Here is a 22,512-nt window from a genome sequence, read left to right as displayed (position 1 = left end):
GACTTTAGCAGGAAATCTCGCAGAATTGATTCCACCGCTGTTCTTGTGCTGGCATTTCCGCTCCCCAAACGCCTGCCTTGCGAGCCTAGTCAATTAGATGACAAGTATACGTCCACTGTCATTCCCGCACCTCGTAAGCGTTCTGCTAAAACTTCGCCCAGTCCAGTTGCGGGTGTGAGAATTCCTCCTCTTGCTGAACCTCCTGGGAGTTCATCTGCTTGAAGTGCTAGACACAAGGCAGACTCGCAGACGAATTTGACCGTTGCACGATTGCCCGGATCGCCCTGATCTCGAATCGTAACTTGTACCTTTCGCCCGTCGCTCGCAGTTCCAATTAATTCACACGAGAACCAGCCATCATTCATGGTTTGCTCAGATGGACCACTACCAGGTTGCGGCAAGATGGGTTTTATCAGCGATCGCAATTGTGGTTGTTGGAGCACTCCGACCATCAATCCCAGTGCTGCCGTCAGTCCAAAAGCAGACAGTGGCTCATTAAACTTCAGATACTCTTGATAGCTAAACTCTGCACCATATGACTCCTGCCAGTCTTCATACAGTCCAGCACTGCGGCGCACAATGCGAGTGTTGACTACACCCATGAAGAAAGGTGCTACCCAAATTTTCAGGTCAGCATCAAAGAAAGGCAATTGCGGGTCATGGCTGCGCTCGATTTGAGTGGGAGACTGATTTGCGGATGGATTCAGCAAAAAAGGGCGAGTCATCTGCGCCAATCCTTTTGAATCGTAGAGATTGAATGCCGATGCCAAAGTGCCCCCATTAAAACCGCCCGCCGCTTGAAAATAAGCCTTCACTTGCTGACAAGAGAGCTGGAATTCTTGTTGCAGATAGCGAACAATCAAGTAAGCGCCTAAGTCCGATGGAACCGAATCAAAGCCACAGCAGGGAATAATGCGAGTTCCGTCGAGGGCAGCTTGAGAATGATAGCGATCGATTAACGTTCTCACCCAAGGCGTTTCTCCCGTAATGTCTACATAATGCGTTTTGTATCGCACACAGGCATCGACTATTGCATCGCCATAAAGTGCAAATGGGCCTGCTGTGGTGAGAATCACTCTAGTTTGAGCCACGATCGCATCAATCGCCTGCTGATCCCGACTATCAGCAACCAGTACATCGACATTCACCCCGACTTGATCCCGAACTGCTTCTAACTTTTGCCGATTTCGTCCTGCGATCGCCCATCGCACGGTCTGAGATGCGGCATGTTTCGCAAAATACTGCACAGTCTGTTTGCCGACGAAACCGCTAGCACCGTAGAGAATGACATCATAAGACCGTTCAGACATAGGCGCAAAACTCTATCAATTTATAAAATTGCTCACTGAATCATAAGCAATCGAACTAAGACTGTGTCATAGGCACAAAGTCTCAGTTCGATCGCGACAGATTGCCAATCTGAAACTGATCTTAATGCGTGCGTCGATGTCCATCCCAAGAATTCGGCTTTCCTTAACAGACAATTTCAAATCGTATCAAACCAAATCTCGAAACGATCGCGCTACAATGATATGCTGCCTTGAATCAATTCCATTTCAAACATTATGTCATTGCCGATCGTTGCCATTATTGGTCGTCCGAATGTGGGTAAGTCTACCCTGGTAAACCGCTTAGCTCAGGTACAGGATGCGATCGTCTTTGACCAGCCTGGAGTGACCCGCGATCGCACTTACAAAAGGGCATTTTGGCGCGATCGAGAATTTCAGGTGGTCGATACCGGTGGATTAGTGTTTGATGACGACACTGAATTTTTGCCCTTGATTCGAGAGCAAGCCATGGCGGCACTTGCAGAATCGAAAGCAGCGATTTTCGTCGTCGATGGGCAGGCGGGATTGACCCAGGCAGATGAAGAAATTGCTCGATGGTTGAGACAGCAACCTGTTCCAGTCCTGATCGCTGTGAATAAGTGCGAGTCCGTGGATCAAGGATTAGTGCAGGCAGCAGAGTTTTGGGAGTTAGGACTGGGTGAGCCTTTCGCAGTTTCCAGCATTCATGGCAGCGGCACAGGGGATTTGCTCGATCGGGTGGTTGAACATTTTCCACCGACTGATGAGATCGAGGAAAGTCCTGAAATTAAAGTTGCGATCGCGGGTCGTCCGAATGTTGGTAAATCCAGTCTTTTGAATGCGTTTGTCGGTGAGAATCGCTCGATTGTCAGCCCGATTTCTGGCACGACACGAGATGCGATCGACATGCTCGTGGAACGCGATGACAAGATGTATCGATTGATTGATACAGCCGGGATTCGTAAGAAGAAGAATGTCGAATATGGCCCGGAATTTTTCGGGATCAATCGGGCATTTAAGGCAATTGATCGATCTGATGTGGTGTTGCTCGTCATTGATGCTTTAGATGGCGTGACCGAGCAGGATCAGAAATTGGCAGGGCGGATTGATGATGAAGGGCGTGCCTGCGTCGTAATTGTGAATAAGTGGGATGCGATCGAGAAAGACGCACACACGATTTATGAATACGATCAGCAAATTCGCGATCGCTTGCATTTCGTCGAATGGGCGGAAAGCATTTTTATCAGTGCGAAAACCGGGCAGCGGGTCGAAAAGATTTTTGAACTCGTCGATCGCGCTGCCGAGCAGCATAAGCGACGCATTTCGACTTCTGTGATTAATGAAGTGCTAGAAGATGCGCTCTCCTGGCATACACCGCCCACGACTCGCCAAGGGCGACAAGGGAAGATCTACTACGGTACGCAGGTCAGCTCTGCGCCTCCAACGATCGCGCTATTTGTCAACGATCCGCATTTATTTAACGACAACTATCGGCGTTATATCGATCGTAAATTCCGCGAATCGTTAGGGTTCCAAGGCACTCCGTTGCGGCTATTATGGCGAGGTAAGAAACTGCGGGAAGTGGAACGGGGAAATAGCCCGAATCGTGCAACCAAAGTTTAAGACGGTGGTCTAAAGCATGGATTTACTGCGATCGTTGCCAATCGGGTTGTATTTGGAGCAGCCTATTACCTGGATGCACCGACTCGATCCCCGGGTAAAAATTGCCTGGTTGATGAGTTTTTTGGCGGCTCCAATTTTGGCGACAGCGGAATGGCGATTGGCGATCGTGGTCGTGCTGATTCTGCTGACGGTGGTGGCGCGGATTCCGATGCGCGTATGGCGACAGCAGATGGGATGGTTGCTGGCTTTGGCGCTGTATGTGTTCTCGCTAGTGGCGATCGCTCCGGATGGGTTGAGTGTGGAACCGCGACCGAGATTGCCGGAGAACGAATTGGCGTTTGTGCAACAGCCTGCGACGATACCGGAACCCGCACCGCAAAAGCCCTGGTTTAACCCGTTTCAGCCGACTCCGAAGGCGCAAGAAGAGTTTGCGAAAAGCCAGAGACGACCGGAATTAAAGCAGCCGACAGATTATCGGTATGTCGTATTTCAACGCGGTCCAATTCGGGTGACTCGGCGATCGCTGGATTTGGCAATTCGAGTCAGTACTCTGCTGTTTACGCTGATTTATAGTACGAATTTATTTTTGCTGACGACTGCTCCAGAGGAAGTGACCGCAGGTTTGGAGGATTTGATGCGTCCGTTGCGACGGTTTAATCTGCCCGTGACCGAGGTTGCATTGACATTGACATTATCTTTGCGGTTCATTCCGTTGGTGCTAGAGGAATTTCAGAATTTAGTGCGATCGGTGCGAACCCGAGCAATTAACTGGAAGAAGTTGGGCTTTAAGCGAACGGCGCAGGTGTGTTTGTCAGTGGCGGAGCGGCTGTTGCAGAATTTGCTGCTGCGGGCGGAACAGATGGCAAATGCAATGAAGGTGAGAGGATTTACTAGCCCAAATCAGCATCGGGTGCAGTGGCATCATTTAGTTTTGAAGCGATTTGATTGGGTGGCGTTGGTGTTGCTAGGTGGATTTTGGGTAGCGAGATTAGCGATCGGGTGAAGTTTCAGGATGATGAAGTATAAAATCATTCTTGACTGAAGCGAACTCCAAAAGATTTAAGCGACTCCATAACCTGTGTCAGGTCTAGCATAAGCAGGCTGTAACCCCAGGACGATATCCTCTCTTGGCACGCCCATCTCTACGAGTTCTTGAGCAATTAATCGATCGGTTTGATTACGTTGAATCCAGATCTTTCCACCCTTGATATCCAAGTGCATTAGACAGCTATAAAATCGTCGCTGTCCCTGCCAGCCTAAACTTACCAACTGATAATGATCATGCTCTTGATCAAAAATGACTTGAGTCTCTAAATCATCTTGATTTTCATTAGTGGCATACTCTTTGAGTAATGACCGAATTGCTTGCCGATACTGTTCTAATTTCTCCATTGCACAATCACCTCTGTCAGCACGTCATATATCAATAATTTAACTGCATACTTTCGTACCGAAGCGATCGCCAAAGGACATTGAGGTTAATTTAGAAGTTCAAGGATGCGGAGGAGAGCAATTTCGATTTTGTCCGATCGCTCATTTAATTCTTTACCTAAAGATGCGATCGCTTTTTCTAGTAAATAGTGATTGAGCAATCGCTTTAATTCATCACTGCTTTGAGGTAAAAATTTCCCCGACTGTGCCGTCTCAAAATATGACTTGAGGAAAGTTCCGCCTGCCCAATACTTCCAATGCTGTGCCCCTTGTTTCATCTTCTTGAGTTGGCTCGGTGAATGCTCAGCCGTGCTGATCTCATTGGCTAAAGCAATTTCAGCCGCAACATGAAACGATTGCATCATCCCCGCAGCATCTCTGAGCGGAGAACGTTTAATTCGTCGATCGCTTAAGCTCCGCAACGAATTCCCCTCGAAATCGATCAGAACAAAGTCTTTGCCCGTATAGAGCGCTTGACCCAGATGATAGTCGCCATGATATCGAGTCCGCAAAGCTGTAATCTTCTGATCTAAAATGCCGCGAAACTGTTCTAGACAAGGCTCGTATAGTTCTAAAACATCGCGCGCTAGTAACGGATCAGCAATGTGATGAAGTTGGTTTCTGAGTGCTAAAAAGACTCGTCCTGTGAGATTGCGAGCGTATTGGTAAATCGATCGCTGATACAACGATGTAAAGGGTTCTGGCTTGAAGTCAGGATGTTCAGACTCAGTAGCTAGTGCAAGATGCAATTCAGCAGTTCGTTGTCCTAGGAGGTGAATATTCGCGAGATAAGTTCCGATCGCAGTTTGAATAAAATCAGGAATATCCTCTAGCGTCGCAACTTCAGGAACTTCATGATTGTTCAGCGACTCGAAGTAGGTGCGAAGACTGTCGAGAGTATAGTCCCAAGTGCTTTGCGCTCCTGCAATGAACTCTTGAAGAACCGCGATCGTCATCGGAGCACGTCCAGGAATTTGATACTCGATCGAGCCTAGAATTCGGGGAATATGGTTGAACTTTGAATCGAGAAATCGACGGATTTCGAGATCCGGATTCATCCCCTCTTCAACGTGACGGAATATTTTTAGAAGAAGTTCAGCTTCTGCCCCAGTTTTGACAGATTCGCCGTAGAGAATCGAAGTATTGTTATGCTCGCCTTTAAGTAAACAAGCTTCAAAAGAATTGGGAAGATTGACAGTCGTTGACTTCAGTTGTCCAAACTCTCCCGTTGCTTGCACACCATGTCGCAAGAGACTGAGTAAGATAGTCAGAAAAGTTGGATCAGTCACCGCCTCAAATAAAACACCCTCCTCAAGCTGAGCAATCACAGAAGCATCGAGTTCGCGATCGCCATGCGCAATAAACATCACATACGTTTCGGGTTGCTCTTGAATGTAGCTTACTTGCAGCCAAATGAGTTGAACCTCAGGGGAGATCGGAATCATTTCAATGATTTGAGCCGATTGAACCGATTGCGTTCTCGCCTTGAACCAACGATATTGTTTAAAGTGATCAACCAGAATATTTTCTAGCTTTGCTCTGCTACTAGAACGAGCCAGCAATGTCTCCCAGGTGCTTCTAATTGTGGGAAGTTCTGTTTGAGTTGAAGAATCAACAGGCTTTAGACTGAACCAGTAGAAAGCGTAAGCTCCTAAGCTCAAGAAGTAAGGAGCCTCTTTCACCGCTGGAAACTCAGTCCGTCCAAACACTTCCACTGGAATCGAACCTGAGAAAGCAGAGAGATCTAGCTCAACCGTTTGCACAAATCGTGACAGATTTGCCACAACCAGAATACATTCATCTTTATACGTGCGAGTGAAAGCTAGAACTTTGCGATTTTCTGGGTGTAACAGTTGAAAGTCACCCCGTCCGAATGCCTGAAAGCGCTTACGAGTTGCAATGAGGCGGCGCATTGCACTAAGCAGAGAGTTCGGATTCGATCGCTGAGCTTCAACATTCACCGTCGTATAGTTGTACTCAGAATCCACAATGATTGGTAAGTATAGTTTATGAGGATTCGCGCGACTGAATCCGGCATTGCGATCGTCACTCCACTGCATCGGAGTTCTCACCCCATTGCGATCGCCCACATACACATTGTCCCCCATACCAATCTCATCGCCATAGTACAGCACAGGTGTACCCGGAAAAGTCAGTAAGAGACTGTTGAGCAGTTCGATCTGTCGTCGATCGTTACCGAGTAATGGTGCTAATCTCCGCCGAATTCCCAGATTCACCCGCATCTCTTTGTCTTGAGCATAGACCCGATACATATAATCTCGGTCTTCATCTGTCACCATTTCCAGCGTCAGTTCATCATGATTCCGCAAGAAAATGCCCCACTGACAGTTTTCAGGAATTGGTGGAGTCTGTTGCAGAATGTCATTGATCGGAAAGCTATCTTCCATTCGCACAGACATAAACAAGCGCGGCATCAATGGAAAATGAAAGTTCATATGACATTCATCGCCATCGCCATAGTAGGCAGCAGCATCTTCAGCCCACTGATTGGCTTCTGCAAGCAACATGCACTCTGGATAGTTCGATTCCACATGCTTGCGTAGCTTCTTCAAGAAAGCATGGGTTTCAGGGAGATTCTCGCAGTTGGTTCCTTCTCGTTCGTATAAGTAAGGTACAGCATCCATGCGCAAGCCATCTACGCCCATCGCCAGCCAGAAATCGAGCACCTCAAAAACGGCTTGCTGAACAGCCAGATTGTCATAGTTCAAATCAGGCTGGTGAGAGTAGAAGCGATGCCAAAAGTAGGCGTTTGCGACGGAATCCCATGTCCAGTTAGAAGTCTCGAAATCTTGAAAAATAATTCGAGCTTCCTGGTACTTATCTGGGGTATCGCTCCATACATAAAAATCTCGTTCGGGTGAACCGACAGGCGCACGTCGCGCCCTTTGAAACCAGGGATGTTGATCAGACGTGTGGTTGATAATTAGTTCGATGATCACCCGAATTCCACGCGCATGAGCCGCTTCTAGAAACGCTTGAAAATCCTCGATCGTGCCATAAATGGGATTGACGCTCGTATAGTCCGAAATGTCATACCCATCATCTCGCAGAGGCGAAGGAAAGAAGGGCAGTATCCAAAGCGCAGTTACTCCTAAGCTCTGGAGATAATCTAGCTTTCCAGTTAAGCCGACAAAATCTCCAATGCCATCATTATTACTATCTGAAAAAGCGCGGACGGGAACTTCGTAGATGATTGCGTCTTTGTACCATTGCGGATCGTAATTGAGTGTGGAGAACTGCATCATCGTCAAAGTTGCCTAAACTTTATCGTATAAAGCTAGTCGGTTTTGTCGGTCACTGTCTTCATCCTGAGAGAGGTTTTTAATTTCTGTCTGTGGGAGCATGACCAGTCCGCCAAAGTCGAATAGCGTTTCGATCAATGAACCAGTGATGATTTTATGTTTCAGCGATCGAGCGGTATCTTACTTCAGCCTACCAGTTTACCCAGCAAGTTTGGCATCGGAGATTTAGGACAATCCGCCTACGAATTTGTGGATTTCCTGGCAAAAAGTGGTCAGTCGCTTTGGCAAATTTTGCCTTTAGCGCCGACTGGATATGAGCATTCACCCTACACGATGAACTTCAGTGTGTTTGCTGGAAATCCGTTGCTCATTAGCTTAGAACAGCTTGCAGAAGAAGGATTGCTGAAGTCAGATGAGTTAGTTCCGCTCGAAGGCAGCGTTGAAAAAGTCGAGTTCGATCGCGTGATCCCGTATAAAACAAAGTTACTGCAATTGGCATTCAACCGCTTTGCTCCGACTCCTGAATTTGATCAGTTCTGTCAGCAGCAAGCAGCGTGGCTCGATGATTTTGCATTGTTCATGGCATTGTTAGAAGCGAATGATGGCAAGAATTGGAATCAATGGGATCGCTCGATCGCACAACGCGACCTGCAAGCGATGCGAAATGCTCAAGATGCCTTAAAACCAGCTATCCAATTTCAGCAATTTTTGCAATTCAAGTTCTTTCAGCAATGGATGAAGCTGCGCGAGTATACCAACTCGAAAAACATTCAGCTCATTGGAGATATCTCGATTTACGTTTGCTTCAATAGCGTCGATGTGTGGGCACATCCAGAGATTTTTAAGCTCGATCCTGAAACGTTTGAACCTACTTTCATCGCAGGTGTGCCACCCGATTATTTCAGTGCGACCGGGCAGCTTTGGGGCAATCCTGTTTACGACTGGGATCAACTCCAGAGTAGTCAGTATGAATGGTGGATTCAGCGCTTTCAAACGACGTTACAGTATGTCGATATTGTGCGAGTCGATCACTTCCGGGGATTTCAAGCTTACTGGCAAGTTCCGGCAGGCGAAGAGACTGCCATCAATGGCGAATGGATCGAAGCACCCGGAGCCGACTTTTTTGAAACCTTGGGGCAGCGATTAGGACAATTGCCCATCTTGGCGGAAGACTTAGGGATCATTACGCCTGAAGTGGAGGAATTGCGCGATCGCTTCAATTTTCCCGGCATGAAAATTCTCATGTTCGCATTCAGCGATGATGCGAGTAATACACACTTACCGCATCATTATGTTCACAATAGCGTGGTCTATCCTGGAACGCACGATAACGATACGGCGATCGGATGGTGGAATACCATATCTCAGTCGGAGAAAGATAGGTTAGCGGCTTATGTGGGTTACCCAATCGAAGAAATTCACTGGACATTGAATCGGATGGCATTAGCTTCTGTCGCAAATTGGGCGATCGTCGCTTTGCAAGATGTGCTTGGGTTAGATGGAAGTGCCAGGATGAACGATCCGAGTCAAAACGCTGGAAATTGGCGCTGGCGATATCGCAGTTCTGAATTGCTAACAGATGAACTGGCGGAGAAGCTACGATCGCTGACGATGCTGTATGGTCGAATTTAATGTTGAGAAGTGGCTGAGCCTAGCTCCTGGCTTCTGAGGCCCGATTAACGCGGTGATGTCGCGAGTGTGGAAAGAGTATTCACGATTTCATTCGGTGAGTCTAATTTGGACAGAAAACAATCAAATCCAGCCGCGAGAGCAGCATCAGCATGAACATCTCGATGGTAAGAGGTCACACCCACTGCTGGGAGAGAGCGAATCTCTGGACGTGGATGGTTGCGGATCTGTTGAATTAACCAAATTCCATCATGCGACGGTAATTTAATGTTGGCGACTAAAACGTCAGGCTGATAGGTTTCCAATACCGCCAGTACAGATTCAGCTTCCATGCACAATCTGACCGTTGCACCTGCGCCCTGGAATATCACCAGGAGTAAATCGGCAATATCCAGCTCATCCTCGACCAGTAAAATTTGAATTCCCTTTAGCGGGTGTTGTGGGGGTGCTGCCATCGAGCGACTTTGGTGTGAAGGCATGATCACCATCCTTAGATGAGATTAATGGAATTAGTACAACACATTTTGTTTGTTGAGACATCAGACTAAATCGGTAACTCTGCTCGGTTGCTAATTTGATCTCACTAATTTCGCAAATAAAAGACTTCAAACCCAGAACTGATGCTGCTTCTGGTAGGTTGATTGTTTCCTATAGAAAGGTAGTGATTGCTATCGTCAAGCTGATGACACGATTAAGATTTTCTATTTCCCTAGTGGTTTTATTGAAAGTTGACTAAGCTGAAGAACAACAGACGGCAATTGAATCATTGCCGTCTAGAAGAGTAAAATACGACCCCGATTTTCAAAGCACGCGTGTGATCTTCCAGCTTTTCAAATATCGAGTTCTGCGTCTGAAAGCTTTCTAGTTCATAAACTTAATCAAGTGTAGTTTCTTATTCATGCTCACTATTCATTCTGTGAGTGGTGCCTCTCCACCCCTAACAATGACCCAATTAGAAGACTTGCTGATTTATCTCAACCAATTTCATCAAGTTGATCTCACAGGCTACAAACGTTCTACTTTGATGCGTCGAATCCGGATACGAATACAGCAAATTGAGTTGGAGAATTATCAGAGCTATTTTGATTATTTGCAGCAGCACCCAGACGAGATCAAATGCCTCGTCGATACGGTTTACATCAACTACACTTATTTCTTTCGCGATCCTTTAGTGTGGCAGTACCTTGCAGATCAGGTCGTCTTACAAATGCTCGCAAATAAAGCACCGAATGACCCAATTCGGGTCTGGAGTGTAGGATGCGCGTCAGGAGAAGAAACCTATGCCTTGGCAATGCTCTTCATCGAAGCTTTGGGCGTAGAAGCGTTTCAACAACGGGTGCAGATCTATGGAACGGATGTTGATTCCGATGCGATTCTGCAAGCTCGTCAAGGTCGTTATCTCGCTCATAAAATTGAACTCGTTCCGCCTGCCCTGCAAGAGCAGTATTTTGAGCGCAGAGACGATGTTCACTGCTGGCGACAGGATTTGTCCCCTTCGATCGACTTTCACGTTCATAATCTGATTCAAGACCCGCCTCTACCTCACATCGATCTACTAGTTTGCCGCAATTTTTTCATCTATTTCACAGAAGCAGCTCAACTTCAAGCATTGGTCAGGTTTTATCTGAGTTTGGAGGACAATGGATTTTTGTTGCTCGGTCATGTAGAGAACTTGATCACTGCTGCTGAACGATCGCTGTTCACGCCGCTGAATCGGCAACGCAAAGTATTTACGAAAGTGCCAGGTGCTCACCAAAAGAACCCCTTACTCTTGTGCCGTTTGCCATAGTTCATATCGCTGATTTCGTCGATCGAAGGCTCATGATCAACATTGCTTGGTTTACAGGAATTTGTAGCTTAATTCAGCACTTCTACTCTGTAAAGTGGACTTAGGATTGATGTGTATCCACGACAATGACAGTTACAGTCGCGATAATTCTGCCGTTGTTAACGGACAAAAATAGAAGGCGTTTTCTGTGCTTGGAACTTCTTCAGTAAGGACGACCAGTCGTTTGGCAACAGACAAGCATGATTATTAAGATTCATGATGAGTGACGAGCAAATCAGGCAGCATTTTCAAGTCATCCGACAGCAAATTGCGGCGCAACTAGGAGAAGATACGGCAGGTTGGAGGGAAGTTGATGCAGCGCTTGAGGATTTACAGGTGATCTATGAGCAGATGCAAGCGAGTTTGGAGGCAATCGAGGAAGTTGAAGCAGAACTGTTTCAGCGGCAGCAGGACTATCAAGATCTATTTCAGTTTTTCCCGATCGCTTCATTGATCACGAATGCTAACGGCTTGATTCTGGACGCAAATCAAGCGATCGCTCAACTCCTGAATGTGCCCTATAGCTACCTTGTTGGCAAGCCGTTGGCGGTGTTTGTAGCAGAGAAAGATCGCGCCCGTTTTCGGACTCATCTCAATCGGCTATCTCAAAGCGAGGGCATCCAAACTTGGCACACGCGCTTGTGTCCTCGGGATAGCGAACCCATTCTGACTGAGTTTCAGGTGGCAATCGCTCGTGATATCGAGGGGCGGATTGAACGGTTGAGAATTGGTGTGTACAACTTGAGCCAATCTCAGGCAGCGCTTGCCTCGTTGGTTGCGAGAACATCGGTTGCTTCGCAGATCCCTCAACCACTCGACGGCTTACAGGTGCTAGTCGTCGATGATGATATGGATGTCCGGGAATTTGTGACGATGGTATTGGAGACACACGGCATCGGAGTCAGGACAGTCGCAAGTGCAGCAGCAGCTTTAGAAGAATTAGAACGATTTCGCCCGGATGTGTTGATCAGTGACCTTCGGATGCCGGGTGAGGATGGTTATAGCTTAATTCGGCGAATTCGCGAACGAGAAGCCGAGCAAGGGGGGCATCTTCCTGCAGCTGCCATTACAGCTTATTTAGATGAGGATAAAGCAAAAGCGATCGCGGCTGGATTTGAAGCCCATTTACACAAATTGGTTCAACCGAGCGAGTGGGTGAAAATGGTGGCTCAACTTGCAAGACAAGCATCGAGTCCAGAGTAAGATTCTGTAGGACTCTGACATTTGCCTGCATTTTGCTGAGCGATGAATCTTGCAAGAAATCCAAAGAAGGCTGCTTTGAACTCACCTTGAAATTGCATCACGATCGAAGAGAATCAAGTATGGCGATCGCCCCTGACTGGTTCCGAGTTGTCATCTGGTCGAATTACACTACGGTACGATCGAGGTAACGAGTGAGGAAGAAGGGCAAGGAGCAACATTGACCGTCAGACTCCTACTCATCAGCCCCGCTCAAATGAAGTCAGATCCTCAAGTGCGGGAGTGACCAGCACCATGCAATGCTCCAATTCTGAAACCGCTTCTGAACCTGCTATGGCGAACCCTGTTTTGACGACTGAAGCGTTATCGCGTGCTTTGATCGCAAATCTTCCAGGGGGGGCGGCGTTTGTTGTCGATCGCGACTTGCGTTATTTGCTGGCAGAGGGAGAAGCTCTGGCAACTGCCGGATTCAAACCCGAAGATTTGGTTGGGCAAACGATTTTTGAGGCATTGCCGCCCGATCTCGCTGCAAGTTACGAGCCGCTATACCGTCAAGCTCTAGCTGGTGAGCCGTTCGAGCATGAACATAACGCTCACAATCACACTTACATCTCGCGGGGAACACCGCTTCGGGCTGAAAATGACGAAATCTATGCGGTGCTGGTGGTTTCTTATGACATCAGCGAGCGCAAGCGCGTCGAAGACGAGCGCAAACATGCTGAAGTAGCCCTACGCGAATCGGAAGCCAAATATCGATCGCTGTTCGATTCGATCGACGCAGGCTTTTGCATCTTCGAGATGCTTTACAACGCGGTGGGTGAGGCGATCGATTTCCGCTACATCGAGACCAATCCAGCCTTCGAGCGACAGAGTGGGCGCAGACCGCAGCCGGGGCAAACGATGCGGGAACTCTTCCCGGAAGCAGAGGATATGTGGCTGAAGGACTACGCGGAGGTTGCCCGCACCGGACAGTCGAAGCGGTTCATCGACTATCACGTAGACCTCGATCGCTGGTTTGATGTCTTTGTCTTTTCCACCCACAACGGCGGAAACCAGCTTGCGGCACTCTTCAGCGATGTCACCGACGAGAAGCGGGCAGAGACTGCCCTGCGGGGGTCGGAAGCGAAATATCGATCGCTGTTCACATCGATCAACGAAGGCTTTAACCTGCTGGAAATGATTTCTGACGAGTCGGGTCATCCCTGTGATTTTCGGATTGTGGAAACGAATCCAGCCTGGGAACAACAAACTGGCTTAACCGATGCAGTCGGCAAGACGCTGTTGGAAATTGCTCCCAATTTTGAACAGCAGTTGCTTGACTTTTACAGTGATGTTTTGATTTCTGGCAAAGGGAGGCGTACCGAATACCACACGGCATCCGTTGACCGTTGGTATACCGTCTATGCTTCGCGGATCGGTGATGAAGGAAGCCGTCAAGTTGCTGTAGTGTTCAACGATATCACTGATCGCAAACGAACCGAGGAGCAACAGGCGTTTCTGCTGAAATTTAGCGACGCGCTGCGGGCGGAACCCGATGCAGATGCCATCGCTAACCGTGCCATCCAAATGCTCATCGAGCATCTGCAACTCGATCGCAGTTACATCACATCATACTATTTGGAAGATAACCGCGTCGACGTCAATTATCAAATTGGCAACGACAGCGTGCCACCGTTGCCCGATCACTTCGTTTTGTCCGACTTCTCCGAAGCTCTTAAAGCCACGTTTGAAGGAACCCTCGTTATTGAAGACGACTGGGAGAGACAAGGGTTGTTGGAAGCCGAGAAACGCAACAGCCATAATCTCGGAATGCGTGCAATGGTTGCGGCGACATTGCGTAGGGAAAACCATCCGCTTTGGTCAATGGTTGCGATCTCCTCACGCCCCCGGCGCTGGATGTTGGCTGAAATCGCTCTAGTCGAAGAAGTTGCCGAACGGACTTGGGTAGCCATCGAACGCGCCCGCGCTGAAGCAGCGTTACGGGAGTCGGAACTTCAGCGAGTGCGAGAACAATCTGAGCGTGAACAAGAACGCCAACGCGCCGAATCTCTGGCAGAACTTGATCGCGCCAAAACACTTTTCTTTAGCAACATCAGCCACGAATTTCGCACTCCGCTGACGTTGTTATTGAATCCGGTGCAGGATGTATTGAGCGATCGCGCTCTGCCAACGCTTCACCGAGAACGCCTAGAACTCGCTCAGCGCAATAGTCTTCGTCTCTTAAAACTGGTGAATACCTTGCTCGATTTCTCTCGCATCGAAGCGGGTCGAATGGAAGCGAGTTATGAGCCAACTGATCTGTCTCAGTTTACGGCAGATCTTGCGAGTGTGTTCCGATCCGCGATCGAGCAAGCCGGACTCCGATTGACCGTCGATTGTCTACCGCTGCCGGAAGCGGTGTATGTCGATCGCGAGATGTGGGAAAAAATCGTGCTCAATCTGATCTCGAATGCGTTCAAGTTTACCCTAGCAGGCGAAATCATCGTCAGACTGCATCCGGTTAATCATCACGTCATTCTGGAGATTGAAGATACGGGAAGTGGCATTGCAGCGGAAGAACTGCCGCATGTGTTTGAGCGATTTCATCAAGTCCGAGGGGTACAGGCGCGATCGCAAGAAGGCTCCGGAATCGGTCTAGCCCTGGTGTATGAACTCGTCCAACTCCAAGGCGGAACGATTCACGCCAGCAGTACGCTCGGACAAGGCAGTTGTTTTACGATTTCTCTTCCGTTCGGTTCCGAGCATTTGCCGCCCGATCGTATCAAAGCCTCGCAATTTCTCCCCTCGATCACAATCGGGGCAACGCCTTATGTGCAAGAAGCTGAACTTTGGCGACCCTTGCGGTATCTGCGGAGCAGCGCGCATCCTCAACCGCTTCCAGATTCCTCGAATGCACGGGTTCTTTTAGTCGATGACAACGCAGACATGAGGGATTACCTGACGCGCATTTTGAGCGAATCGGTTCAAGTAGAAGCAGTTGCCGACGGCGCTTCTGCTCTGGCAGCGATTCAAAAGCAACTGCCTGATCTGGTTCTAACGGATGTAATGATGCCCGGATTAGACGGCTTTGGGTTGCTGCAAACGTTACGCGCAAATCCCCAAACTAGAGAAATTCCGATCCTTCTGCTCTCGGCGCGTGCAGGCGAAGAAGCGATCGTAGAAGGACTCGAAGCCGGAGCCGACGACTATCTGATCAAACCCTTCTCAGCACAAGAACTTATCTCTCGTGTCAATGCTCATCTGCAAATCGCCCAACTCCGCACTACAGCGCTGCGTGAGGCAAGAAGCACAATCCAAAGTCGGGATGAACTGCTCTCGACCGTTTCCCACGAACTCAACACGCCACTGGTCTCGATTCTAGGCTGGACGCGGCTCTTACGATCGACTCCACCCAGTCCAGCGATTTTGACCAAAGCCTTAGATACGATTGAGCGCAATGCGACTGTACAAGCTGCTTTAGTACAAGACTTGCTCGATATTTCCCGGATTACGGTTGGCAAACTGCGCCTCAATCCTCAGCCTGTCGAACTGACATCGATCTTAGAAACTGTGATTGCTACCGTTGTTCAAACGGCTGAAGCTAAAACCATCGATTTAGTTTGGCAATCTCAACCCGATTACGATGTGCAAGTGATGGGCGATCTTGATCGTCTCCAGCAAGTTTTCTGTAATCTGCTGACAAATGCGATTAAATTTACCCCCGAGGGTGGCAGTGTGACCGTCGAACTATCAACCCTGCTTGACCAAGCTGAAATTCGAGTCAGGGATACTGGGATTGGAATTGCGGCTGACTTTCTGCCCCATGTCTTCGATCGCTTTCGTCAAGCAAGACCTTCCGATGCAACAAAAGGCTTAGGGGTCGGGTTAGCGATCGCGCATCACATCGTTAACCTGCACGGGGGAACGATCCAGGCAGAAAGCGCTGGAGAGGAACAGGGAGCAACCTTTATCATTCACTTGCCACTTCTCGCGTCAATGACTGATGAGCAATTGACTCAATCAGAGGTGTAGCCCCTCACCACACACAGCACCTATTCATTGCCACGCAATTCCGTATCGCCCAGGTCAATGACCCAAAGCTGCTAACTGTGCCCGTGCCTTCTGCAACGATTCAAACCATTCTTTCTCCGGATCACTATCGGCAACAATTCCCGCCCCAACTTGTCCCCAAACTGTTGCGACTTCTCCTGACTTTGCATACAACAACGTGCGAATTAAAATATTCAAATCCAAATTTCCACGTCGATCGAGAAACCCACAAGATCCATAAAACAAACTACGCCGCACAGGTTCTAATGCTTCTACGATCTCCATACAGCGCACTTTCGGGCATCCCGTAATCGTTCCACCTGGAAACAAAGCGCGGATCACATCAATCGGTGTAAACTGCGATCGCACTGTGCCCACGACATTACTAACTAAGTGCATCACATGGCTGTATCGCTCAATCACAAGCAGCTCATCTACCTCTACCGTACCCCACTCACACACGCGACCTAAATCATTACGCTCCAGGTCAACGAGCATAATATGTTCGGCACGTTCTTTCGTGTTGTCTAACAGGTCTTGCTCAAATTGATGATCTTGTTCAATGCTCAGCCCTCGTGGACGAGTTCCAGCGATCGGGCGAGTTTCTGCAATGCGATCGCTCAACTTTACTAATCGCTCCGGAGAACAACTGATTACATCGCCCCAAGGCGTTTTCCAATAGCTTGAAAACGGGGAGGGATTAATCGATTGCAGCGCGCGATAAATGCTCCAACTCTCTGCTGTTGTTTTTGCCTCAAATCGCAAAGACAAATTTGCCTGAAAGATATCGCCTGCTTGAATGTGCTGTTTTGCTTTGAGGACGATCGCTTCGTACTCAGTCTGACTCATGCAAAACTCAGTCTGAAATGCAGTCCCCGTTTGTGCCATCTCACCCTGATTGGATGAATTAGATTGTTGCGTAGATTGTTCAAGCTGATCTAACTGAGCTTCACTCCGTGCTGCAAGCCAAAGGGTTTGTTGCTCATGATCTAGCACAGCAAAGCAGTCTGGCTCGTACCAAAACGCGACTGGAAACGGCAATTTGTCATCTTTTAAATGCGGTAGCTTTTCAATTTCCCAAGCTAAGTCGTACCCAAGCCAGCCGAGCCAACCCCCAGTAAACGGCAAATGCTCAGGTTCGGCTGAATTGGATTGTTGTTGAATCAGATCGCTGAGAAACGGCAGAATTTCACCAATGCTCGGAGTCCAAACTTGGCGAGGCGCACCTGCACAAATCGAAAATCGTCCTAGCTGCGGATAATCCGAGGAGGCAGGATAAGGACTTTCGAGCAGTGTCGCAATTTCGTGATTCAGAAAACCAGCGGCAAAGACTTCTGAGCCTGTGCGTTCGTTCAGGGGCAGCGATCGCCAAATCCAAGGAGCCAAAAAAGTCATAGGGCACAAATTAAACCAATCTGAGGATTTTAAGGCTTTATTCGGCTCGAATGGGTAAGCTCAAGGTCAAAGTTGTACTTCCGGATTGCTGGTCTAACTCGATTTTGGCATTTAGCTCGATCGCGAATCTTCTCAGCAACGCCAACCGCAAACTCGAAACATTCTGCTGGCGTTGAGAGACACCCTCCTCGGCTTGGCAGCTTGCCGACAGATGCAGTGCGGTTTCAGTTGCGGAAGTCTGCAGTTGGATCACTAATGCAGGATTGGCATGATGTAAGTGCGCCAACATCTGCGACAAGATTTTCTCCAACGTCGGTAAGTGAACCCAAATATTCGGAAGCATTTCTGAAGCGGGAACAAGCTGCACGGCAATTCCCGTTTGGCTGGCAAACCGATCGAGCACGATCGCGAGCCAATTTTGCAAATGAATCTCACTCATCGGCAGAGTATTGTTCGTAGCAGATGCAGTTTGAAACACCAGCAAATCGGTCACGAGATTATAACTTTCATGCCATTCTTGCTGGAGAATTTTCAAGTACTGTTCGAGTCGCTGATGCTGAGGATTGGGATTTTCTAGATTTTGCCCTTGTTCGACCATGCGCTGCATCAACTCGATCGCCATCCGCATATTCGTCAAAGGAGTGCGCAACTCGTGAGAAAGCGCCTCGATAAAGTCATCTTGCAGCGTTTTTAAATGCTCTAATTCCCGCACTTTTGCTTGGGCGGTTCGAGTTTGCTGTTCGGTTTGATACGCTTGGACAACTTGAGTAACAATCTCGCCGATCAAATCAGCTTTGTAATCTGTCCACAAAGTTCCTTCGGGTAAAACGAGTCCAATCTCGCCGATCGCAGTTGGCTTACCTTGAATCGGGCAGACGATCAAAGGATTCGTCGTGGCATAAACTGGAGGAATCACTTCAGGCGGTGGGCAAACCCAGCACTGCTGTCTGAACAGTTGCAAGTAAAACGCAGGAAATTCTGCAATCTCGATCGTCTCTTGCAGCCGTGAGCGCACATCGGTCTCTTGCAGATTAAATTCGCCAATGATCGTTGCCACAGTTGCGGCAGAATCGTAGAACGCGATCCAACCTCGCTCGGCTTTGAGAATGGTAACCACTTCTTGCAGCATCCATTGCAGAAAATCGCTGCGCTCTGTGTGGCACTGCTCCAGAAGATGCCGTCGCAATCGATCTGCCGCGATCGAGAAATGCAGTTGCTCCGTGCGAGATTTTAACTGCTGTGTCAGCAAACTCTGGGTTGCTTCTAAAATCTGCCGCTGGGCATCAAGTTTCGATTCGCGTTGGCGACGATCGCTCATATCTTGAAACACCATAACGCCACCGATAATCGCTCCATCTCGATCCCGAATCGGGGAGGCACTATCGCCAACGGGTCGTTCCGTTCCATCTCGCGATCGTAGAGCAGCACGACTCGGTAAGGTGATCGTATCACCCCGACACAGCGCTGCCAAAATCGGATTGTCGATCGCTTCACCTGTCTCTTCATGCACTAAGTTTAAAACACGACCTGCAAATTCCCCCAGGGCTTGTTCTTGTGTCCATCCTGTAAAAAATTCCGCCGCAGGATTCATAAAGGTAATAAATCCATCGACATCGGTTGCAATCGTTGCATCTCCGATACTGACTAAAGTTGTAGCATACCAGCGCTGAGTTGCTTTGATTGCCGCTTCCAAGCGATACCGCTGTAAAGCAACCTGAATCGCTAAATGTAGATCTGCGTCTTTGAAGGGCTTGACGAGATATCCAAAAGGAGAAGTCTTCATCGCATATCCGAGCGTCTGTTCATCAGAATGTGCGGTCAGAAAGACAACAGGAACATTCAGTTTCAGATAGAGTTCTTCGGCAGCGTATACCCCATCATTTTTTCCTTGTAAACAGATGTCCATTAACACCAGATCTGGGTGATGGGATCTGGCAATATCGATCGCTTGGCGAGCAGTTGTAGCGATCGCAATGACTTCATGACCCAAGCTCTGCAACGCTTCTTGCACATGCCAAGCCACTACGCTTTCATCTTCCACAACGAGAATTCTTGCTGCTTTCAATGTTCCACTCGCTCACTAAATTCCCATCATTGTAGGCTGTGGCGCATTTATTTCAGCAAATATTTAAGCCGCATTAAATTCTACTTTAAATCGGGTTTTCTGAGCATTTTCAACGCTAAGTTGTCCATCAATTTGATTGACAAGAGCATTCACAAGTCGCAGACCCATTGAACGAATTTTTTGCAATTGGAAACTTTCAGGGAGATTATTTCCGCTATTTTCTACCATTAGAAAAACTTGAGAAGAATGGGTTTCGAGTTTGACCGCCACCTCTCCGGTTTCCTCACCATTAAACCCATGCTTTAAGGCATTCGTCATCAGTTCATTCAGAATTAAACCGCAAGGAATCGCTTTTTCTAAGCTGACGATCACATCAGGATCGACTTGAACGATGAGATGAATTTCTTCAGGCTGCGTCCGGTAAGCATTAAATAGGCTCGATGTCAGGGTTTGCACATATTCAGAAAGATTAACTCGCGCAAAATCTTGAGACCGATACAAACTATCATGCACTAACGCCATTGAGCTAATTCGACTTTGGCTATCTTCAAAGATTTGTCGTACTTCTGGATCTTCGATGCGCTGTGCCTGCAAGTAAATCAAGCTGGAGATAATTTGAAGATTATTTTTGACCCGATGATGAATTTCTTTGAGTAGCGCTTCTTTCTCTCGTAGAGAGAGTTTGATTTGTTCTTCTGCTAATTTCTGTGCAGTAATATCTTCGATCGTTCCAAGATGCCCCTGTACGGTTCCGGCATCTGAAAAAGTGGGCGTGGTGCGAACCGAGAGCCAACACGTCTCTTTTTGTGGCGTGATCACTCTAAACTGATTTGTGTAGGGAATGCCCTTGGAAATTGCCTCTGTCCAAGCCAAGAGAACGCGATCGCAATCTTCAGGATGCAGAAAATCGCACCAGCCTTCTCCTAGCTTTTCTTCTAGCATGTAGCCGATCATTTCTTGGCAACGGGGATTGATGTAGGTACATCGTCCTTGCGCATCCGTGCTAAAGATGCCAAAAGGCAGACAAGTACTCAGGGTTGACCATTGTTCCTCAATGGTTCGCGAGATGTCTAGCGCGACAGGATTCGGCTCAACCAATGTATCCAACTGCGTCAAAATCTTGGTCAGCGATCGCTCAATCAACGGCTGATTTGCGTTGGAAACTGTATCTAAATAGTGCTGAAATTCTTGAATCTGTTGCTTGAAAGCTTGCACACGAGCTTCCAATTCAAGACCATGAGCCGCCATCTCGTCTAGTCCTACGTGAAGTCCAAAGTCTACAGCAAACTTTATCAATAATTTATTGCGTTTTCTGAAAAAGTTTTCGACTTTGGAATTCACTCAGGTTATACATGCATCGAGTTCGGAAGAATACGGCTCAGAATCACATAAAGAATTGCTGCTGAAATCACACCATTGATCGGTGCAACGCCCACTCCGGCTAAACCTGAGAAGTATGCGATCGCAGATGCAACGATGTAAGCAATGATGCCTGCCCAGTTAAAAGCTGGCAGTTGAGTATCGAGCGATGGAAATCTGCTGCCTCGACACAACCAGTAGTCTGCCATGATAATGCCGCCCACTGGAGGAATGACGGTTCCCAGAAAGAGCAGAAATGGAATTATTTTTCCATAGATGCCCCCTAATGCTAGGGCTAAAGCAAGAGTTGAGCCACCGAGAACAAACGCCGTGCGCTTTGAGGTGCGAAAAAAGTTACTTCCAGCAATCGAGAAGGCATAAATCGTGTTGTCTTGCGTTGTCCAAACATTCAGAATCAGCAAGACTAAGCCCCCAAGCAGTAGCCCTTGTTTTGCCATCGCTTCAATTAAGTCGTTTGTGCCATAGACTAAGGTGCAGAATGCGCCTGTAAAGATGAGGAGTCCATTGATAAAGAAAAATGCAGCCCATGTACTCCAAACTGCATTCTTCGTTGAATCTGCGAATCGACTCCAGTTTGTTGCTTGGGTTCCACCTGAAATAAACGTGGCGATCACAATTGCGATCGCTTCATTCATCCCGAGCGACTTTGTGGGAGCTAGCGCAAATAAATCACCTGCATCCCGGAATCCCAGGGTCAAACTGAGCGCAATCAGCATCAACATCGCTGGCACTGCTAAGCGGCTCAGCCAATCCATTGCCGTATAGCCCATATACGCTGTGATACAGAAGGCATAGGTAAAAAAGATAATCCCTAGCCATTCCCAAGTCGGAGGTAAGTTCAGGAGTTTGAGTAATGCCTGTGCAATAAATGCATTCGTCACTGCATACCAACCAATTTGAGTAAAGCCGAGGATGAAATCGACCCACCGTGACCCAATTGCTCCAAAGCTAAATCTCGCCATTAAGACGGTACTCAGACCACTTTTTGATGCAATATATGCCAATGCAGCACAATACGCACCCAGTACTGCATTCCCAACCAGCATGACCCAGATCATGTCTGCAAAGCGCAGAGAAGATCCTAATGTTCCTCCCGCCAGCAAAGTCGTTGAAGTGAGGGCGAATCCCATTAACAAGGGTGCTAGCGACCAGAGAGGTTTACGATCGCTCATGGGAACAGCAGCAAGCGGATAGTCCTGGCTTGCCTGAGTGCGATCGGCAACCTGTGATTCACCAAGAAGACTCATAGGAAAATTGCCTAGTAATTGATGCTGCTATTGTTCAATTGTTTTATGTTTTGGATAGTATTCTGGACTACGCTTAGCAAATTGGGGAGTGGAGGATTGGAACAGTAAGCTGTAG

At 48.0% G+C, this 22,512-nt stretch carries 14 protein-coding genes; 6 read left to right on the top strand and 8 right to left on the bottom strand.

Translation table 11 applies throughout. From position 1 onward, the window contains the following. Positions 1–89 precede the first annotated feature (89 nt). On the bottom strand, positions 90–1,310 hold the full coding sequence (locus OU814_RS04015) for a saccharopine dehydrogenase family protein (protein ID WP_268180677.1): 1,221 nt from the start codon (positions 1,308–1,310) through the stop codon (positions 90–92). 255 nt (positions 1,311–1,565) lie between these two features. Here OU814_RS04015 and der point away from each other — a divergent pair, with 255 nt between their 5' ends. Both der and OU814_RS04005 read left to right on the top strand, forming a co-directional pair. Next, a complete protein-coding gene (der, locus tag OU814_RS04010; RefSeq protein ID WP_268180675.1) occupies positions 1,566–2,930 on the top strand; it encodes a ribosome biogenesis GTPase Der in 1,365 nt (454 codons plus the stop codon). Positions 2,931–2,946: 16 nt separating this feature from the next. Next, entirely contained in the window at positions 2,947–3,933 is a 987-nt protein-coding gene (locus OU814_RS04005; RefSeq protein ID WP_190653431.1) for an energy-coupling factor transporter transmembrane component T family protein, read from the top strand. 56 nt (positions 3,934–3,989) lie between these two features. Here OU814_RS04005 and OU814_RS04000 read toward each other — a convergent pair whose 3' ends face one another. Together OU814_RS04000 and treS are read right to left on the bottom strand one after the other, a co-directional pair. After that, positions 3,990–4,322: a XisI protein gene (locus OU814_RS04000; protein WP_017290368.1), complete on the bottom strand. Its 333-nt coding sequence runs from the start codon at positions 4,320–4,322 to the stop codon at positions 3,990–3,992. Between the two features lie 86 nt (positions 4,323–4,408). Beyond that, a complete protein-coding gene (gene treS / locus OU814_RS03995; RefSeq protein WP_268180672.1) occupies positions 4,409–7,627 on the bottom strand; it encodes a maltose alpha-D-glucosyltransferase in 3,219 nt (1,072 codons plus the stop codon). A gap of 153 nt (positions 7,628–7,780) precedes the next feature. Here treS and malQ point away from each other — a divergent pair, with 153 nt between their 5' ends. Beyond that, positions 7,781–9,256: a 4-alpha-glucanotransferase gene (gene malQ / locus OU814_RS03990; RefSeq protein ID WP_268180670.1), complete on the top strand. Its 1,476-nt coding sequence runs from the start codon at positions 7,781–7,783 to the stop codon at positions 9,254–9,256. 44 nt (positions 9,257–9,300) lie between these two features. On the opposite strand, the gene OU814_RS03985 is transcribed toward malQ, so the two are convergent. Next, the gene (locus OU814_RS03985) at positions 9,301–9,732 is read right to left on the bottom strand and encodes a response regulator (RefSeq protein ID WP_071596241.1); all 432 of its coding nucleotides are present in this window, start codon (positions 9,730–9,732) and stop codon (positions 9,301–9,303) included. 464 nt (positions 9,733–10,196) lie between these two features. Here OU814_RS03985 and OU814_RS03980 point away from each other — a divergent pair, with 464 nt between their 5' ends. From OU814_RS03980 to OU814_RS03970, 3 genes are all read left to right on the top strand, one after another. Then, entirely contained in the window at positions 10,197–11,042 is an 846-nt protein-coding gene (locus OU814_RS03980) for a CheR family methyltransferase (protein ID WP_268180667.1), read from the top strand. Positions 11,043–11,300: 258 nt separating this feature from the next. After that, positions 11,301–12,284 (top strand): response regulator, encoded by a 984-nt coding sequence (locus OU814_RS03975; RefSeq protein WP_036046576.1) that lies wholly within the window; start codon positions 11,301–11,303, stop codon positions 12,282–12,284. A gap of 330 nt (positions 12,285–12,614) precedes the next feature. Further along, a complete protein-coding gene (locus OU814_RS03970; protein WP_268180665.1) occupies positions 12,615–16,292 on the top strand; it encodes an ATP-binding protein in 3,678 nt (1,225 codons plus the stop codon). A gap of 54 nt (positions 16,293–16,346) precedes the next feature. Here the strand turns inward: OU814_RS03970 and OU814_RS03965 are convergent, their stop codons facing one another. From OU814_RS03965 to codB, 4 genes are all read right to left on the bottom strand, one after another. After that, a complete protein-coding gene (locus OU814_RS03965) occupies positions 16,347–17,705 on the bottom strand; it encodes an anthranilate synthase component I (protein ID WP_017290377.1) in 1,359 nt (452 codons plus the stop codon). Between the two features lie 37 nt (positions 17,706–17,742). Beyond that, positions 17,743–19,770 (bottom strand): response regulator, encoded by a 2,028-nt coding sequence (locus OU814_RS03960; protein WP_017290378.1) that lies wholly within the window; start codon positions 19,768–19,770, stop codon positions 17,743–17,745. 63 nt (positions 19,771–19,833) lie between these two features. Beyond that, positions 19,834–21,018, bottom strand: a complete 1,185-nt coding sequence (locus tag OU814_RS03955; RefSeq protein ID WP_017290379.1) for a sensor histidine kinase — start codon at positions 21,016–21,018, stop codon at positions 19,834–19,836. Between the two features lie 98 nt (positions 21,019–21,116). Continuing rightward, a complete protein-coding gene (gene codB, locus OU814_RS03950; protein WP_268180661.1) occupies positions 21,117–22,397 on the bottom strand; it encodes a cytosine permease in 1,281 nt (426 codons plus the stop codon). Between the last annotated feature and the right edge of the window lie 115 nt (positions 22,398–22,512).

The organism is Leptolyngbya sp. GGD (assembly GCF_026735145.1).
GTDB classification, from domain to species: Bacteria; Cyanobacteriota; Cyanobacteriia; order Leptolyngbyales; family Leptolyngbyaceae; genus Leptolyngbya; species Leptolyngbya boryana.
Note: the sequence above shows the minus strand (reverse complement) of the source record. Positions and strands in the feature narration are given on the sequence as shown.

What these genes read in the sequence shown, in the direction of transcription:
- treS (WP_268180672.1), bottom strand. Translation starts at nt 7,627, where the DNA reads ATGATGCAGTTCTCCACACTCAATTACGATCCGCAATGGTACAAAGAC.
- OU814_RS03970 (WP_268180665.1), top strand. Translation starts at nt 12,615, where the DNA reads ATGGCGAACCCTGTTTTGACGACTGAAGCGTTATCGCGTGCTTTGATC.
- OU814_RS04015 (WP_268180677.1), bottom strand. Translation starts at nt 1,310, where the DNA reads ATGTCTGAACGGTCTTATGATGTCATTCTCTACGGTGCTAGCGGTTTC.
- malQ (WP_268180670.1), top strand. Translation starts at nt 7,781, where the DNA reads ATGTTTCAGCGATCGAGCGGTATCTTACTTCAGCCTACCAGTTTACCC.
- OU814_RS03955 (WP_017290379.1), bottom strand. Translation starts at nt 21,018, where the DNA reads ATGGCGGCTCATGGTCTTGAATTGGAAGCTCGTGTGCAAGCTTTCAAG.
- OU814_RS03965 (WP_017290377.1), bottom strand. Translation starts at nt 17,705, where the DNA reads ATGACTTTTTTGGCTCCTTGGATTTGGCGATCGCTGCCCCTGAACGAA.
- OU814_RS03975 (WP_036046576.1), top strand. Translation starts at nt 11,301, where the DNA reads ATGAGTGACGAGCAAATCAGGCAGCATTTTCAAGTCATCCGACAGCAA.
- OU814_RS03985 (WP_071596241.1), bottom strand. Translation starts at nt 9,732, where the DNA reads ATGCCTTCACACCAAAGTCGCTCGATGGCAGCACCCCCACAACACCCG.
- der (WP_268180675.1), top strand. Translation starts at nt 1,566, where the DNA reads ATGTCATTGCCGATCGTTGCCATTATTGGTCGTCCGAATGTGGGTAAG.
- OU814_RS04000 (WP_017290368.1), bottom strand. Translation starts at nt 4,322, where the DNA reads ATGGAGAAATTAGAACAGTATCGGCAAGCAATTCGGTCATTACTCAAA.
- OU814_RS03980 (WP_268180667.1), top strand. Translation starts at nt 10,197, where the DNA reads ATGACCCAATTAGAAGACTTGCTGATTTATCTCAACCAATTTCATCAA.
- OU814_RS04005 (WP_190653431.1), top strand. Translation starts at nt 2,947, where the DNA reads ATGGATTTACTGCGATCGTTGCCAATCGGGTTGTATTTGGAGCAGCCT.
- codB (WP_268180661.1), bottom strand. Translation starts at nt 22,397, where the DNA reads ATGAGTCTTCTTGGTGAATCACAGGTTGCCGATCGCACTCAGGCAAGC.